This is a genomic window from Streptomyces sp. NPDC043726 (assembly GCF_056436565.1).
The window spans coordinates 226171-241207 of sequence record NZ_JBWKCI010000004.1 but is presented as its reverse complement, the minus strand read 5'-3'; the positions used below and the strand labels follow the sequence as shown (position 1 = coordinate 241207).

14 protein-coding genes are annotated in these 15037 nt (G+C 73.6%); all 14 read left to right on the top strand.

Translation table 11 applies throughout. From position 1 onward, the window contains the following. The first annotated feature begins 2 nt into the window (after positions 1-2). The 14 genes from AC068Z_RS13335 to AC068Z_RS13270 all read left to right on the top strand — a co-directional run bounded on the left by AC068Z_RS13335 (position 3) and on the right by AC068Z_RS13270 (position 15015). Positions 3-1115: a beta-ketoacyl synthase N-terminal-like domain-containing protein gene (locus AC068Z_RS13335; protein WP_478554727.1), complete on the top strand. Its 1113-nt coding sequence runs from the start codon at positions 3-5 to the stop codon at positions 1113-1115. 598 nt (positions 1116-1713) lie between these two features. After that, positions 1714-1989: an acyl carrier protein gene (locus AC068Z_RS13330; protein ID WP_451722354.1), complete on the top strand. Its 276-nt coding sequence runs from the start codon at positions 1714-1716 to the stop codon at positions 1987-1989. Further along, a complete protein-coding gene (locus tag AC068Z_RS13325) occupies positions 1986-2402 on the top strand; it encodes a 3-hydroxyacyl-ACP dehydratase FabZ family protein (protein ID WP_451722353.1) in 417 nt (138 codons plus the stop codon). The genes AC068Z_RS13330 and AC068Z_RS13325 overlap by 4 nt, the downstream gene beginning before the upstream one ends. Continuing rightward, entirely contained in the window at positions 2399-2902 is a 504-nt protein-coding gene (locus AC068Z_RS13320; protein WP_451722351.1) for a 3-hydroxyacyl-ACP dehydratase FabZ family protein, read from the top strand. Before AC068Z_RS13325 ends, AC068Z_RS13320 begins: the two co-directional genes overlap by 4 nt. 13 nt (positions 2903-2915) lie before the next feature. Next, complete coding sequence (gene fabG / locus AC068Z_RS13315) at positions 2916-3668, top strand: 3-oxoacyl-[acyl-carrier-protein] reductase (protein ID WP_478554726.1); 753 nt, start codon at positions 2916-2918, stop codon at positions 3666-3668. Continuing rightward, on the top strand, positions 3665-4405 hold the full coding sequence (locus tag AC068Z_RS13310) for a DsbA family protein (protein WP_478554725.1): 741 nt from the start codon (positions 3665-3667) through the stop codon (positions 4403-4405). The genes fabG and AC068Z_RS13310 overlap by 4 nt, the downstream gene beginning before the upstream one ends. Positions 4406-4950: 545 nt before the next feature. Then, positions 4951-8454 (top strand): AMP-binding protein, encoded by a 3504-nt coding sequence (locus AC068Z_RS13305; protein ID WP_478554724.1) that lies wholly within the window; start codon positions 4951-4953, stop codon positions 8452-8454. Further along, positions 8451-10304 carry an acyl-CoA dehydrogenase gene (locus tag AC068Z_RS13300; RefSeq protein WP_478554723.1) on the top strand — a complete coding sequence of 618 codons (1854 nt, stop codon included), beginning with the start codon at positions 8451-8453 and terminating at the stop codon, positions 10302-10304. Before AC068Z_RS13305 ends, AC068Z_RS13300 begins: the two co-directional genes overlap by 4 nt. Continuing rightward, positions 10301-10582 carry an acyl carrier protein gene (locus AC068Z_RS13295; protein WP_451722344.1) on the top strand — a complete coding sequence of 94 codons (282 nt, stop codon included), beginning with the start codon at positions 10301-10303 and terminating at the stop codon, positions 10580-10582. The genes AC068Z_RS13300 and AC068Z_RS13295 overlap by 4 nt, the downstream gene beginning before the upstream one ends. A gap of 15 nt (positions 10583-10597) precedes the next feature. Further along, the gene (gene sbnA / locus AC068Z_RS13290) at positions 10598-11581 is read left to right on the top strand and encodes a 2,3-diaminopropionate biosynthesis protein SbnA (protein ID WP_478554722.1); all 984 of its coding nucleotides are present in this window, start codon (positions 10598-10600) and stop codon (positions 11579-11581) included. A 3-nt stretch (positions 11582-11584) separates the two neighbouring features. Further along, positions 11585-12910 (top strand): condensation domain-containing protein, encoded by a 1326-nt coding sequence (locus tag AC068Z_RS13285; protein ID WP_478554721.1) that lies wholly within the window; start codon positions 11585-11587, stop codon positions 12908-12910. Further along, positions 12907-13692, top strand: coding sequence for an FkbM family methyltransferase (locus tag AC068Z_RS13280; protein WP_478554720.1), 786 nt, complete (start codon positions 12907-12909; stop codon positions 13690-13692). Before AC068Z_RS13285 ends, AC068Z_RS13280 begins: the two co-directional genes overlap by 4 nt. 63 nt (positions 13693-13755) lie before the next feature. After that, positions 13756-14754, top strand: coding sequence for a 2,3-diaminopropionate biosynthesis protein SbnB (sbnB, locus tag AC068Z_RS13275; RefSeq protein WP_478554719.1), 999 nt, complete (start codon positions 13756-13758; stop codon positions 14752-14754). 42 nt (positions 14755-14796) lie between these two features. Beyond that, positions 14797-15015, top strand: coding sequence for an MbtH family protein (locus tag AC068Z_RS13270; protein WP_451722338.1), 219 nt, complete (start codon positions 14797-14799; stop codon positions 15013-15015). Positions 15016-15037: the final 22 nt, after the last annotated feature.

Below are 15037 nucleotides of genomic sequence, written 5' to 3'. Positions count from 1 at the left end.
CGATGAGTGTCAGTGTTGTCACCGGGGCGGGCCCGGACACCCTGGTCGTGTCCGGATGGTCGGCCGTCTCACCGTACGGGCTCGGCGCCGAGGCCTTCGTCGAGGGCTTGCGCGGGGAGCGCGACGCCGTGCGCGGCGCCGACGCGGACGCGGATCTCGGGCCGTACGAACGGGCCGGGCGCATACCGGAGTTCGAGGCGCGGGCGGTGCTCGGCCGCAAGGGGACGCGGTCCATGGACCGGGCCACCGCGCTGGCCGTCGCCACCGCCGGGATGCTGCTGGAGGCGGCCGGGCCGGGGCTCGCCGGGGACGACCCGGAGGCTGTCGGCATGGTGCTGGGCACCGGACACGGCAGCGTGCAGAGCATCATGGACTTCACCCGTGACTCGCTGCGCGGAGAGAAGCCCTTCCACGTCGATCCGGCGCTGTTCCCCAATACGGTGATGAACCGGGCCGCCGGGCAGAGCGCCATCTGGCACACCCTGCGCGGGCCCAACACCACGGTGGCCGGCGGCGCCCCGACCGGGCTGCTCGCCCTCAGCTACGCGACGCGGCTGCTGCGGCAGGGGCACTGCGAGGCGGTGCTGTGCGGGGCGGTGGAGGAGTTCTCGGCCGAGCGCGCCTGGCTGGAGTACCGGGCCCGGACCGGCTCCGCGTACCGCCAGCCGGCCGGACCGCTCGGGGAGGGCTGCGCGCTGTTCCTGCTGGAGTCCGCCGAGCGGGCCCGCGCGCACGGCCGTACGGCGCTGGCGTCGATCGCCGCCTCGCGGTTCATCGCCTTCCCGGACGTCGAGCGGGCGCAGGGCGCTGTCGCGCGGGCCGCCACGGAGGCGCTGAAGGAGGCGGACGTCACCGCCGACGAGGTCGCGCTGCTGGTGCCCTCGGACAGCGGCGGGCCGCTCGGCGCCCGCGAGGACGCGGCGCTGGCCGAGCTGTTCGGCGAGCAGCACCCGCCCCGGCTGCGGCTGCGCCGCCTGGTCGGCGACTGCGGCGCCGCCTCCGCCTCCCTCCAGCTCGCCGCGGCCCTCGCCTCCGGTGTGGCCGGCCCGGTCCTCGTCACCTCCGTCGACCCGGACGGCCAGGCGGGCGCGACGATCCTGCGAGCCACCCCGTGACCCGGAGGCAGCCCCACGGACGGCTCCCCGCCCACCTCTCGTACGCCGACGGCGGCCCGGGCGGTTGCGGCAGCCCTGAGGGGGCTGCCGTGGGTGTCGGGTCTGGGCGTCGGCGGGCTGCTCGGCGGCGGCGGGTTGTCGGTCGTGCTGCGTACGGCGGCGGGCCGGGCGGTTGCGGCAGCCCTGAGGGGGCTGCCGTGGGCGTCGGGTCTGGGCGTCGGCGGGCCGCTCAGCGGCGGCGGGTTGCCGGTCGTGCTCGGTACGGCGGTGTCGCGGGCGGTTTCGGTCGCCTCGCGGGGGCTGCCGTGGGCGTCGGGGCGGGGCGTCGCCGGGCTGCTCGGGTGCGGCGGGTCGTCGGGCGGGCCTCGGGTGCCGGGCGGGGCTTCTGCGCCGGGACGGCTTCCGGAGCCGGGACGGCTTCCGGCGCCGGGCGAGCTTCCGGCGCCGCGCGGGCCTCGGGTGCCGCGCGGTCCGGTGTCGCCGAGCGTTCGCGGGGGGCTTCGTGATCGCTGCCGCTCGCCGTCGGGCCTATCGGCTGCGGCGGGTTCTCATTCACTACTCGTATGCCAATCACCATCCGGAAGGACGTGTGTTTCCCATGACCGAGTCTGTTGTCGCTCCCGCGCTCGCCGCGCTCGACAAGGAGCAGCTGCGTGAGCTGGTCGCCGACGTGCTGGACCTCGATGTCGCCGAAGTCACCGACGACGCCCACTTTGTGGAGGATCTGGACGTCGACTCGCTGATGGCGCTGGAGATCGCGGTGCGCCTGGAGAAGGAGTACGGCGTGCGGCTCGCCGAGTCCGAGCTGACCTCGATCACCTCCCTCGGCGACACCTACACCCTGCTCTCCGCCAAGAAGGAGGCCTCCGCATGAGCGCCGCCACACCGCTGGGCGAACTGGAGCTGATCCGTACCGGTCCGGACGGGGCGGTCACCGCGTTCGACGCGCCCGTCGACGGGCCGATCGTCGCCGGGCACTACCCCGGATTCCCGGTGCTGCCGGGCGTGTTCCTCATCGAGGCCGCCGACCGGACCGTGCGGACCTGGGCCCACGGCCGGGCCCGTGAGACACGCGAGGGCGACGGCGAGGTCGAGCTCGTCGCCATGGACCGGTGCCGCTTCCACCGTCCCGTGTTCCCCGGTGACCGGGTCCGCGCCGACGTGAAGGTCACGGACAACGCCGCCGGTCTGCTGATCAAGGCCGCCGTCGCCACCAACCGCGGCAAGGTCGCCGACATCAAGCTGCGCTACCGCCCGAAGCAGAACCCGGACGAGGAGACCCCGTGAGCACGCACGGCATCGAGCGGATCAAGAACACCATTCCGCACCGGGGCGAGATCCTCCTGGTGGACCGGGTCGTCGACGTCGTCCCCGGCCAGTCGCTGACCGCGTACAAGGCGATCTCCGGCAACGAGCCGTGCTACGCGCCGCTCGGCCAGGACGCCGCCGCGGAGGACTACGCCTACCCGACCTCCCTCGTCATCGAGTCCTGGGCGCAGTCCGCGGTCCTGCTGTCGGTGTGGGAGAACCCCAACCCGGACGTGCTCGCCGGGAAGGTGGAACTCGCCGGTTCCATAGGCGAGGTGGCGTTCTCGGCCCGCGCCTACCCGGGCGACGTGCTGGAGCACCGGGTACGGCTGGTCAAGGCCGTCGACGAGACGGCGATCCTCGCGGGCGAGACGTACGCCGGCGGGCGCGAGGTGCTGCGGATCGGCGCGTTCGTGGTGGCCCTGCGCGATGTCAACGAGCTGCTTCCGGCGCCCGATCGCGCCCTGCTGACTGTGTGAGGAGAGGACCACCATGTCCCATCGTGAAACCGCCGACAAGGTCGCGCTGGTCACCGGCGGGTCGCGGGGCATCGGCCGCGCGGTCGTGCAGCGACTGGCCGCCGACGGCTACGACATCGGCTTCTGCTACCGCTCCGACGACCAGTCCGCCGCCCTGGTCGAGAAGGAGGTGCGCGAGCTGGGCCGGCGCGTGCTGTCGCGGCGCGTGGACGTCACCGACGGCGCGCAGGTGCGGGAGTTCGTCGCCGCGGCCGAGGACGAGCTGGGGCCGGCCTCGGCGGCGGTCACCTCGGCCGGCATCACCAAGGACAGTCCGCTGGTGCTGATGCCGGAGGAGGACTGGGACGCGGTGGTGCGCACCAACCTCGACGGCACGTTCAACCTGTGCCGGGCCGTGGCCTTCCCGATGGTCAAGCGGGGCGGCGGTGCCGTCGTCACGCTGTCCTCGGTCGCCGGGGTCGCGGGCAACGCGGGGCAGACCAACTACTCGGCGTCCAAGGCCGGGATCATCGGGTTCACGCGCTCCTTCGCCAAGGAGGCGGGGCGGCACGGGATCCGGGCGAACGCCGTGGCGCCGGGGTTCATCGACACCGACATGACCTCCGTGCTGCCGCCGAAGGTGGCCAAGGAGATGCTCGGGCGGATTCCGCTGAAGCGGTTCGGACAGCCGGAGGACGTCGCCTCGCTGGTCGCCTTCCTGCTGTCGTCGGAGGCCTCCTACATCACCGGGCAGGTGTTCCAGGTGGACGGGGGCATCGCGCTGTGACCACGGAGTCCCGGGGCGGCGGCCGAGCCCGGCGCAGGCGTCCGCCCCGGTTCTACTTCTCGCTGCGCAGTCCGTACTCGTGGCTCGCCTACCGGGATCTGCTGGACCGGTATCCGGGGGTGGCCGAGGCGGTGGAGTGGGTGCCGTTCTTCGAGCCGGACGAGCTGAGCCGGAAGCTGCTGGCGGAGGCGAAGGGGGCGTTCCCGTACACGCCGATGTCCCCCGAGAAGCACCGGTACATCCTCCAGGACGTACGGCGGCTGGCGGCCGAGCGCGGGCTGTCCTTCAGCTGGCCGGTGGACCGGGAGCCGGTGTGGGAGGTGCCGCATCTGGGGTATCTCGCGGCGGCCCGGCACGGGAAGGGGCCGGAGTTCATCGCGCTCGCGCAGCGGGCTCGGTGGGAGCTGGGGCTCGATGTGTGCGACCGGGCGGTGATCGGGGGGTTCGGCGCCGAACTCGGTCTGGACGGGGAGGAGCTGGCCTCGGCCTCCGACGACTCCTCGTTGCGGGCGGAGGGGGTGCGGGTGCTGCTCGAGATCCAGCGGGACGGGGTGTTCGGGGTGCCGTTCTTCGTGGATCACTTCGACAAGTACTGGGGGGTGGACCGGTTGCCCGCCTTCGCGGCGGCGCTGTCGGCGAAGAGTGGTGCGGATCTTGTCGGGGCCTCGGAGGTTTCCGGGGTTCCGGCTTCGGCGCCCGTGTCCGTCGAGGACGGGCATGCGGGCGGGTGCGGCTGAGCCTCCCCCAGGCCGGCGGCGCCTCTTTCAGGGCCGCCGTATCGACGCCAACCCCCCGGTGTCGGTACGGCGGCCCTTTTGTTGCGCGGGGTTTCGGGTGCGGTTTCGGGTGCGGTTTCGGGTGCGGGTGCGTGGGGGTGCGGGTCGGGTGGGTTTCGCTCACCCGCGCTGGCGGGGTGCCGCTGCGCCCACCCGTGCCGCCCCAGCGGCACGACTGCCCGCAGCGGCGGCAGGTACAGCGGTGCGGCTGCCTGCAGCGGCGGCAGGTACGGCGGTGCGGCTGCCTGCAGCGGCGGCAGGTACGGCGGTGCGGCTGCCTGCAGCGGCGGCAGGTACGGCGGTGCGGCTGCCTGCAGCGGCGGCTGTTACAGCGGTGCGGCTGCCTGCAGCGGCGGCAGGTACGGCGGTGCGGCTGCCTGCAGCGGCGGCAGTTACAGCGGTGCGGCTGCCTGCGGCCAAGCCGATATGAGAGTGCGGACGTAATGGACATATAGGTGCCGCATAGCCCCCCGCTGTTCGCTGGGTGCTAGGTCGCGGGTGGGTTGGTGTGGCCTCAAGTGGGGTTTCAGACGTGGGGAGTTGGGGTGGACCGGTTCGAGGGGTTGGTCGGTGCGGTGCGGCGGAGGGTCGGTGCCGCGCCCGCGCGCAGCGCCGTTCGCTTTCAGTCCGCCGCCGCTGAAGAGGACTTGTCCTACGCCGAGTTGGACCGGCGGGCCCGAGCCGTGGCCGTGGTGCTCGGGCGTACCGTCTCGCCCGGGGATCGCGTCCTCGTTTCCTGTGCCGCCGGCACCGGGTTTCTGCGGGCCTTCCTCGGGTGTCTCTACGCCGGTGCCGTGCCCGTTCCCGTCCCCGCGCCCGGCGGGTTCGGGCGCCAGGAGTCCCGTACGACCGCCATCGCCGCCGACACCGGCGCGCGCCTCGTGCTCACCGACACCGCCACCGCCCCGGCTGTGGAGCGGGCCCTGGGCGGGGTCCGGGCCCTCACCGTCGAGCGTGCCGAGGAGGACGGGGATCCCGACTCCTGGGTCGAGCAGCCCGTGGAGCCCGGCACGCTCTGCTTCCTCCAGTACACCTCCGGGTCCACCTCCGACCCCAAGGGCGTGATGGTGTCGCACGGCGCGCTCGTGCACAACCTCGGGCTGATGCGCGACAGTCACGGCTGGCACGGCGGTATGACCTGGTGCAGCTGGCTGCCCGCCTACCACGACATGGGCCTCATCGCGATGATGCTCGCCCCGCTCTACCTGGGCGGCACCGCCGTGCTCATGTCCTCCACCGACTTCCTCAAGCGGCCCGCCTCCTGGCTGCGGCTCATCGAGAAGCACCGCGCCGACATCAGCTGCGCCCCCAACTTCGCCTACGACCTCTGCGCGCGCCGTCTGTCCGAGGAGCAGACCGCGGACCTCGACCTGTCGAGCTGGACCTACGCCTGCAACGGCGCCGAACCCGTCGACGCGGCCACCCTCGCCGCGTTCGCCGAGCGGTTCGCCCCGGCCGGCTTCAAGGCGAGCTCCCTGTTGCCCGGCTACGGCCTCGCCGAGGCCACCCTCTACGTCTCCGGCACCCCCGCCGACCGGCCGCCCACCGTCCTGCCCGCCGACCCCGACGCCCTCGCCAGCGGCGAGGTCGTTCAAGGGGACGAGGGCACCCAGGAGTTGGCGAGCAGCGGCGTCGTGCGCGGGCTCGACGTGCGCGTCGTCGACCCGGACAGCCGCACCGAGCTGCCCGACGGGCGCGTCGGCGAGATCTGGATCCGCGGGGACAGCGTGACGCTCGGCTACTGGAACCGGCCCGAGGAGACCGCCCGCACCTTCGGCGCCGTCACGGAAGGCGGCGACGGAGGCTTCCTGCGCACCGGTGACCTCGGCGCCCTGCGCTCGGGCGAGCTGTACGTCACCGGGCGCATCAAGGAAATGATCATCGTGCACGGGCGGAACCTCTACCCGCACGACATCGAGCGCGAACTGCGGGAGATCGACGACGCCTTCGACGGCCTGCCCACCGCCGTGTTCGCCGTACACCCCAAGGCCGGCGAGGAGATCGTCGCCGTGCAGGAAGTGCGCAGCCGGGGTGTCGACGCGGACACGCTCGCCGCCCTCGCGCGCCGGGCCCGCGCGAAGCTCACGCAGCGGCTCGGCGTCCGGGTCGGCGGAATCGTGCTGGTGCGCTCCGGGCGGATCCGGCGCACCACCAGCGGCAAGATCCAGCGCACGCTCATGCGCAAGCTGTTCCTCGCCGGTGAACTCCAGTCCCTGCACCAGGAGGTGGCACCCGAGGTCGCGGCCCTGGTGGCGGCGCCCTGGGAGCCGTACGGCCTCATCCAGGAGCTGGAGACCGGGCTCGGGGATCCGCGTGACCCGGGCAACCCCTTTACCTACGCCCGTAGTTCCGAACTCGACCGAGCCGAGGCCTTCCCCGCGGACATCTGCCGGGAGCTGGACGCGCTCGGCGTGCCGCGCTGGTTCGCGCCCGCCCGGTACGGCGGCGCGCTGCGGTCCAGTGAGGAGCTGTCGCAGCTCATCCGCACGCTGGGCCGACGTGACTTCACCGTGGCGCTCGGGCACGTCAAGACGTATCTCGGCGCTGTGTCCGTGTGGGTGGCGGGCACGCCCGAGCAGGCCGCCGCGCTCGGGCGGCGGGTCGCCGACGGAGCCGTCGTCTCGCTGGCGCTCACCGAGCGGGAGCACGGCAGCGATGTGCTCGCCGGGGAGCTGCGGGCCGAGCGCACCGGGGACGGGTGGCGGCTGTACGGCGAGAAGTGGCTGATCAACAACGCCACGCGGGCCGAGCTGCTGTGCGTGCTGGCCCGAACCGAACCGGGCGGGGGCAGCCGCGGGTTCAGCATGTTCCTCGTCGACAAGGCGCGCCTGGCGCCCGGCAGTTGGCGTCCGCTGAGCAAGGTGCCGACCCACGGTGTGCGCGGGGCCGACATCAGCGGTATCGCCTTCGACGGGGCCGAGCTGCCCGCGGACGCGCTCGTCGGCGGGGAGGGCGAGGGGCTCGAGGTCATCCTCAAGGGGTTCCAGATCACCCGTACCCTCTGCTCGGCGATGTCCCTCGGCATGACCGACCACGCGCTGCGGATCGCCCTGGACTTCGCCCTCTCCCACCGGCTCTACCAGCGCCGGCTCGCCGATCTCCCGCACGCCGCCCGCACCCTGGCCGAGGCCCACGCCGACCTGCTCGCCATGGAGGCCGTCAGCCTGGTCGCCACGCGGTCCGCGCACACCCTCACCGAGGAGCTGAGCGCGGTCTCGGCGGTGGTGAAGTACCTGGTGCCGACGCTGGGCGACGAGGTGATCGGCGCGCTGCGCTCGCTGCTCGGGGCGCGCGCGATGCTGACCGAGGACTTCGCCGACGGCGCCTTCCAGAAGCTGGAGCGCGACCACCGGATCGTCGGCATCTTCGACGGCAGTACGGCCGTCAACCTCAACTCCCTGATCAACCAGTTCCCGGCGCTCGCCCGCGGCTGGCGCCGGCGGTCCGCCGACCGGGACGCGGTGGCCGCCGCCGCCCGCCTGGACGGCCCGGCGCCGGAGCTGGACCACGGGCGGCTCACGCTGTACGCGCGCTCGGGCATCGCCGTGGTCCAGTCGCTGCCCGACGCCGTCGAGCGGGCCCGCACCCTCGCGCCGCCCGCCGTCGCCGCCCGCGCAGATCACCTCCTCGCTCTCGCCGACGAGGTGCACGAGGAGCTCACCGCCCACCGGCACACCGCCCGCGCGGTGCCCCCGCAGGCCTTCGCCTCCGCCCGCCGCTACGCGCTCGTGTACGCCGGGGCCGCCGCCCTGCACCTGTGGCTGGAGAACACCGGCACCGATCGCGCGACGGGCCCGCTGTGGCAGGACGCGGCCTGGCTCGACGCCGTCCTCGCCCGCGTCACCCGCCGCCTCACCGCCGAACCGGACCTCGACGACCTCGACGGCCCGGCCCTGGACGCCCTGCTGCCCAGCCTGCACGCCCAGTACGACGAGGGCCTGCTCTTCTCCCTGCTGCCCTGCCCCCTGGCGGAGGCCCGGACCGACCGCTCGACGAAGGACGCGGCATGACCGATCTGCTGACCGCCCCCACCGCCACGGCCCCCACCGCCACGGCCCCCGTCCTCGAGCGCATCGGCCGACTCGAGGGGTTGCTCGGTGATCCGCACGACCCGGCCAATCCACTCGGCCTGGCCGCCGTGCTCGCCGCCGACGAGCGGGGGGAACTGCTGCCCGAAGGGGAGCGCGCGCTCGCGGAGTTCGGGCTGGCCGCCGAGTTCGTGCCCGAGGCCCTCGGCGGGCGTTTCGAGCGGGCCGACCGGTTCGCGCTGCTGATGCGCGCCCTGTTCCGGCGGGACTGCGCGCTCGGTATCGGCCACGGGGTCACCAGCTTCATCGCCGGGCTGCCCGTGTGGGCCGACGGCTCCGCGGACCAACAGCGCCGTGCCGCCGATCTGTTGCTCTCCGGGGGGCGCATCGCCGCCGCCTACACCGAGCTCGACCACGGCAGCGACTTCGCCCGGATCTCCCTGGCCGCCCGGCCCACCCCCGACGGGCACGTCCTCAGCGGCGGCAAGCAGCTGGTCAACAACATCGGCCGCGCCGAGGCCGCCGTCCTCTTCGCCCGCACCGGCGAGGGTCCCGGCAGCCGCGGCCACTCCCACTTCCTGGTCGACCTCGACGACCGGGCCGACCGCACCCGGCGCTACCCCACCTCCGGCGTCCGCGGCTGCCGGCTCGGCGGGATCGACTTCGACGACCACGCGGTCCCGGCCGACGCCCTCATCGGGGAGCCCGGCGCCGCCATGGAGACCGTGCTGAAGGTCTTCCAGGTGACCCGCAGCGTGCTGCCGGGCATGGTCGTCGGCGTCGGCGACACCCAACTGCGCACCGTGCTGGACTTCGCGACGCGCAGGCGGCTGTACGGCCGTCCCGTCGCCGAACTCCCCGAGGTGCGGGCGGCCTTGGTGGACGCCTTCGTCGACCTCCTGGTCTGCGACGCCCTGTCCGCCGTGGCGGCGAGGTCGCTGCATCTGACGCCGGACGAGTGCAGTGTGCGGTCCGCCGCCGTGAAGTACCTGGTGCCGAAGTTCCTCCAGGACAGCTCCTACCGGCTCGGCACCGTCCTCGGCGCGCGCAGCTATCTGCGGGAGGGGCCGTACGCCGGCTTCCAGAAGGCCGCCCGGGACCTGCCGGTGGTCGCGCTCGCGCACGCCAGTGGCTCGGTGTGTCTGTCGAACATCGTCCCGCAGCTGCCAAGGCTCGCCGACCGGCTGCTCGCCGGGTCCCCGGCACCCGCTCCCGACGCGCTGTTCCGGCTCGACGACCCGCTGCCCGCCCTCGACTTCGGCCGCCTGGAGCTGACCACGCGCGGCGCCGACTCCCTCGCCGGGCAGCTCCTGCACGCGGACGAGACGGATCCCGAACTCGCCGACCTCGCCGCCCTGTTCGCCGCCGAACTCCGCGAACTCGCCCGGCGAGCCGCCGCCCTGCCACCGCGCGACCGAACGCCCGTCGCCGGGCGCCGCGCCTTCCTGCTCGCCGAGCGCTACACCCTGCTGCTCGCGGCCGCCGCGGTCCTCGGCGTCCGGCGCCACGCCGAGGACGGCCCCACCGCGGAGGACGGCTTCACCGCGGAGGACGGCTTCACCGCGGAGGACGGCTTCACCGCGGAGGACGGCCCCACCGCGGAGGACGGCCCCACCGCAGAGGACCGCTTCACCGCCGACCCGCTGTGGGCCGGCGCCGCCCTGCACCGGCTCGCCCAGCGGCTCGGGCTGCGTCACGGACCCCTGCCCGAAGCCCTCGTACAGCGGCTGGCGGACGAACTGGCCGAGCGGCACGAGGCCGACCTGACCTTCGACCTGTTCCGCGGACGGCTTGCCCGCCGCTCCGCCCCCGACCGAGGAGACACCCCGTGAACGAGACCACCGTCACCGCCGTCGACACGGCCCCGCAGGCGATCCGCGCCTGGCTCGTCGACCGCGTCGCCTACTACCTGGAGCGCAGCCCCGCCGACCTCGACGAGGGCGCCCAGCTCGCCGAGCTGGGCCTGGACTCCGTCTACGCCCTCACCCTCTGCGGCGACGTCGAGGACCGCTTCGGTCTGATCGTCGAGCCGACCATGGCCTGGGACCACCCGACGATCGACGCGATCACCGCGTACCTCGCGGCCGAACTGGCCGCGCAGGCCGACTGACGGGAAGAGACAGCCGTGCCCGAGAAAACCTTCCCCGGCATACTTTCGACCGTCGGCAACACCCCTCTGGTGGAACTGCAGAGGCTGCTGCCGGACCTCGGCTCCCGGGTCTTCGCCAAGATCGAGCGGTTCAACCCGGGCGGCAGCATCAAGGACCGTTCCGCGCTCGGCATGCTGCTCGCGGCCATCCGCAGCGGCGAGGTGGAGCCGGGACGTTCGGTGATCGTCGAGTCCAGCTCCGGCAACCTGGCCGTCGGACTCGCCCAGATCTGCCGCTACTTCGGGCTGCGCTTCATCTGCGTGGTCGACGGCAAGACCACCGAGCAGAACCTCGCCATCCTGCGCGCCTTCCGCGCCGAGGTGGAGATCGTCACCGACCGCGACGAGCTGACCGGCGAATATCTGCCGGTGCGGCTGCGCCGGGTGCGCGAACTGGTCGCCGAGACGCCCCAGTCGTACTGGCCCAACCAGTACGCGAGCCTGCTCAACCCCAAGGCCCACGAGACCACCATGCGGGAGATCGAGGAGGCCCTCGACGGACGGGTCGACTACCTGTTCTGCTCGGTGTCCACCTTCGGCACCCTGCGCGGCTGCCGCGACCACATCAAGTCCCGCGGTCTGGACACCACGATCGTCGCCGTGGACGCCCTGGGCAGCGCGATCTTCGGCCTGGAGTCCACCCAGCGGCTCATCCCGGGGCACGGCGCGTCCGTCGTGCCGCCGCTGATGGACGCCTCGGCGGCCGACGAGGTGGTGCACATCTCCGACCTGGAGTGCGTCGTCGCCTGCCGCCGCCTCATCGGCCGGGAGGCGGTGCTGGCCGGTGGCTCCTCCGGGGCGACCGTGGCCGCGCTGGGCAAGCTGCGCGACCGGATCCCCGAGGGTTCGAACTGCGTCCTCCTCTTCCCCGACGGCGGCGACCGCTACCTGGACACGATCTACGACGACCAGTGGGTGCTGCGGAACTTCGGTGACGTGTCCCATCTGTGGAAGGGCTGAACCGTGCGCGTCTCCGTCGGCCAGGAAGGGCTCTGGCTCACCCACCAGCTCGACCCGGACAGCCCCGCCTACAACGTCGTCCTCGCGGTACGGCTGCGCGACCGCGTGGACACCGGCCTGCTCCAGCGGGCCCTGACCGCCCTGGTCGGGCGGCACGAACTGCTCCGGTCCCGGTTCCCGGCGGGCGAGGACGGCCCGGTCCGGGTCACCGGGCCCGCCGACGCCGTACGGCTCGATGTGCGCGAGGTGCCGCGCGCCGGGGACGAGGAGCTGTTCCGGCTCGCCCGGCGGGCCGGCGAGGAGCCGTTCCGGCTCGCCTCCGAGGGCGCGTTCCGGGCGGTGCTGCTGCGCCGGGCCGAGGACGACGCCGTGCTGGTCACCGTCACCCACCACATCGTCAGCGACGCCACCTCGCAGTGGCTGCTGGTGCGGGACCTGTTCGCCGCGTACGAGGGGACGGCGGCGAAGCCGGACGAACCCGTCGACTGGGATCAACACGTCCTGGAGGAAGCGGAGTTCATCGCCTCCCCGCGCGGGCGGCGGGCCGCCGAGCACTGGCGCCGGGTGTGCGCCGGGCTCGGACCCGCCGAACTGCCCACCGACCGGCCCCGGCCCGAGCAGCGCACCCTCAACGGCGCGACCGTCGAGCTCGACGTGCCCGAGGACACGGCGGCACGGCTCTTCGAGGCGGCCGCCGGGCGCGCGGTGACGCCGTTCGCCTGGCTGCTCGGCATGTTCCAGACGGCCCTGCACCGGCTCGGCGCCGGCGACGGCTTCCTCATCGGCTGCCCGGCCACCACCCGCTTCACCCCGCGCAGCCGCCAGGCCGTCGGCTACTACGTCAACGCCCTGCCCATGGCCGCCCGGTTCACCGCCGCCACGACCCTCTTCACGGCCGTGGAGGAGGCCCAGGCGCAGCTCAGGTCCGGTCTCGCGCACGCCCGGCTGCCCGTCGAACTCATCGACGCCGGAGGCCCGTTGTTCCGGATCTCCTGCACGCTGGTCGCCGCCGACCGGCTGCCGGTACCGGGTCTGTACGAGGGTCCCGTCCGGCTCGGCGGGCTGCGCGCCGAACTGTGCGACGTACCGCAGCAGGAGGGCCAGCTCGACCTCACCGCCGAGGTCCTCCAGGACAGCCGGGGCTTCCGGGCCGTCCTGCGCTACAACACCGACCTCTTCGACGCGGCGACCGTCGAACGGTTCCGCGACACCTGGCTGCGCCTGCTGGAGGCGTCCCTGGACACCCCGGACGCCCGGGCCGTCGAGGTTCCGCTGGCCGCCGCGGCCGACCTGGACTTCCTGCTGGCTCTCGGGGCGGGGGCGCCATGACCGACGCCGCCGTTCCGCTGCGCCAGGAACTGCCCGAGGGGCCCGCGGTGTGGTGCGTGAACGGCCCGGCCGCCGTGGCGATGTGGCGGGAGATGCTGCCACCCGGCTGCTACGACCGCGCCGCCCGGCGGCTGCGCCCCGGCGACACGCTCCTCGACATCGGCGCCAACGTCGGCCTGATGTCGGTGCTCTGCGCCCGCACCGCGCCGGGCCTGCGCATCGTCGCCGCCGAACCCGCCCCCGCCCTGCACGCCTGTCTGCGCCGCAATCTCGCCGAGCACGCGGACGGCGACTGGCACACCGAGTGCGCCGCCGTCTCCGACCGCCCCGGCTCGCTGCGCTTCACCTACTACCCCGAAGCCCCAGGCAACTCCGGCCTGTACGCCGACCGGGCCGCCGACGACGACATCACCCGGGCCTTCCTGCACAACAGCGGGATCGGCCCCGAGGACGCCGGTGAGCTGCTGGAAGGCCTGCACGACGGGGTCGAGTTCACCGTGCCCGCCGTCACCGCCTCCACGCTCGTCGAACGCCATGGCCTCGACCGCGTGGACCTGCTGAAGGTCGACGTGGAGCGCGCCGAGCTGGACGTGCTGCACGGCCTCGACGCCGCGCACTGGCCGCGGGTGCGCGCCGTCGTCGCCGAGGTGCACGACGAGGACGGCCGGCTGGACGCCGTACGACGGCTGCTGCACGGCCACGGCTTCGACGTACGGGTGACGCAGGACCCCCTGCTCGCGGGCACCGCGCTGTACGACCTAGAGGCCGAACGCGGCGTATAGGCCCCATATAGCGGCCGGTCGGAGCATCGAGGCATCCGATCCGCCCCTGAGAGAGGGAACCCCATGCTGATTCTCCGGCGTGCCGATGTGACGGACGTGCTGTCCGGCCGGGAGACGGAGATCATCGACCTCGTCGCCGAGACCTACCGGCTGCACGACGAGGGGCTCACGTCCCTGCCGCACTCCACCTTCCTCCGCTTCCCCGAGGAGCGGCACGCCCGGGACCGGATCATCGGCCTGCCCGCCTACCGGGGCGGGGAGCGGCCCGTCGCCGGGATGAAGTGGATCTCCTCCTTCCCGGGCAACGTGAGCGCCGGGATCGAGCGGGCCAGCGCCGCCGTCGTGCTCAACTCCCTCGACACCGGCCACCCCGTGGCCTTCGTCGAGGGCTCGGTGATCTCGGCGAAGCGGACCGCCGCCAGCGCCGCGCTCGCCGCCCGGGAGCTGACCGCCGGCCACCCGCCCGCGTCCGTGCTGCTCATCGGCTGCGGGGTGATCAACCGGGAGATCCTGCGCTTCCTGACCGCCGCCCTGCCCGGCCTCACCGAGGCCGCCCTGTACGACACCGACCCGGCCCGCGCCGAGGCCTTCGCCGAGCAGTGCCGCGAGGTCGCGCCGGACATCAAGGCGTACCCGGTGACCGACCTCGCCGCCGCGCTCGGCGCGCACCGCCTGGTCTCGCTCGCCACCACCGCCGCCACCCCGCACATGGACCTGGCGGACTGCGGCCCCGACACCACGGTGCTGCACGTCTCGCTGCGGGACCTGACGGCGCAGACGATCCTCGGCGCGGTCAACGTCGTCGACGACACCGACCACGTCTGCCGCGAGCGCACCTCCCTCGACCTCGCCCAGCAGGCCGTCGGCCACCGGGACTTCGTCGCCGCCCCGATCGGCGCGCTGCTGCGCGGCACCGCCCAGCTGCGCCGCGAGGCCGGCACCCCGGTCGTCTTCTCGCCGTTCGGCCTGGGCGTGCTGGACCTCGCCCTCGCCGAGTTCGTGCGCGAGGAGGCCGGGCGGCTCGGGCTCGGCACCCGGGTCGAGGACTTCCTCACCGCCTGATTCAGACACCAGTCAAACCACCTTTACCCGCAAGGAGTTGTGATGAGCGACGTCCAGAACGAGGGCCCCCGCCAGCGCGTGGTGTTCAACGACGAGGAGCAGTACTCGCTGTGGCCCGCCGGCCGCGAGCTGCCCGCCGGCTGGCACGCGGAGGGCACCGAGGGCACCCGCGAGGAGTGCCTGGCCCGGATCTCCGAGGTGTGGACCGACATGCGCCCGGCGAGCCTGCGCCGCCGGATGCACGAGTCGTCCGCGGCCTGATACCCCGCCCACCCACGCCCAG

Excerpts from the sequence above, each read along its gene's own strand:
- AC068Z_RS13335 (WP_478554727.1), top strand. The coding sequence starts at position 3 with ATGAGTGTCAGTGTTGTCACCGGGGCGGGCCCGGACACCCTGGTCGTG.
- AC068Z_RS13330 (WP_451722354.1), top strand. The coding sequence starts at position 1,714 with ATGACCGAGTCTGTTGTCGCTCCCGCGCTCGCCGCGCTCGACAAGGAG.
- AC068Z_RS13325 (WP_451722353.1), top strand. The coding sequence starts at position 1,986 with ATGAGCGCCGCCACACCGCTGGGCGAACTGGAGCTGATCCGTACCGGT.
- fabG (WP_478554726.1), top strand. The coding sequence starts at position 2,916 with ATGTCCCATCGTGAAACCGCCGACAAGGTCGCGCTGGTCACCGGCGGG.
- AC068Z_RS13300 (WP_478554723.1), top strand. The coding sequence starts at position 8,451 with ATGACCGATCTGCTGACCGCCCCCACCGCCACGGCCCCCACCGCCACG.
- AC068Z_RS13280 (WP_478554720.1), top strand. The coding sequence starts at position 12,907 with ATGACCGACGCCGCCGTTCCGCTGCGCCAGGAACTGCCCGAGGGGCCC.
- sbnB (WP_478554719.1), top strand. The coding sequence starts at position 13,756 with ATGCTGATTCTCCGGCGTGCCGATGTGACGGACGTGCTGTCCGGCCGG.
- AC068Z_RS13270 (WP_451722338.1), top strand. The coding sequence starts at position 14,797 with ATGAGCGACGTCCAGAACGAGGGCCCCCGCCAGCGCGTGGTGTTCAAC.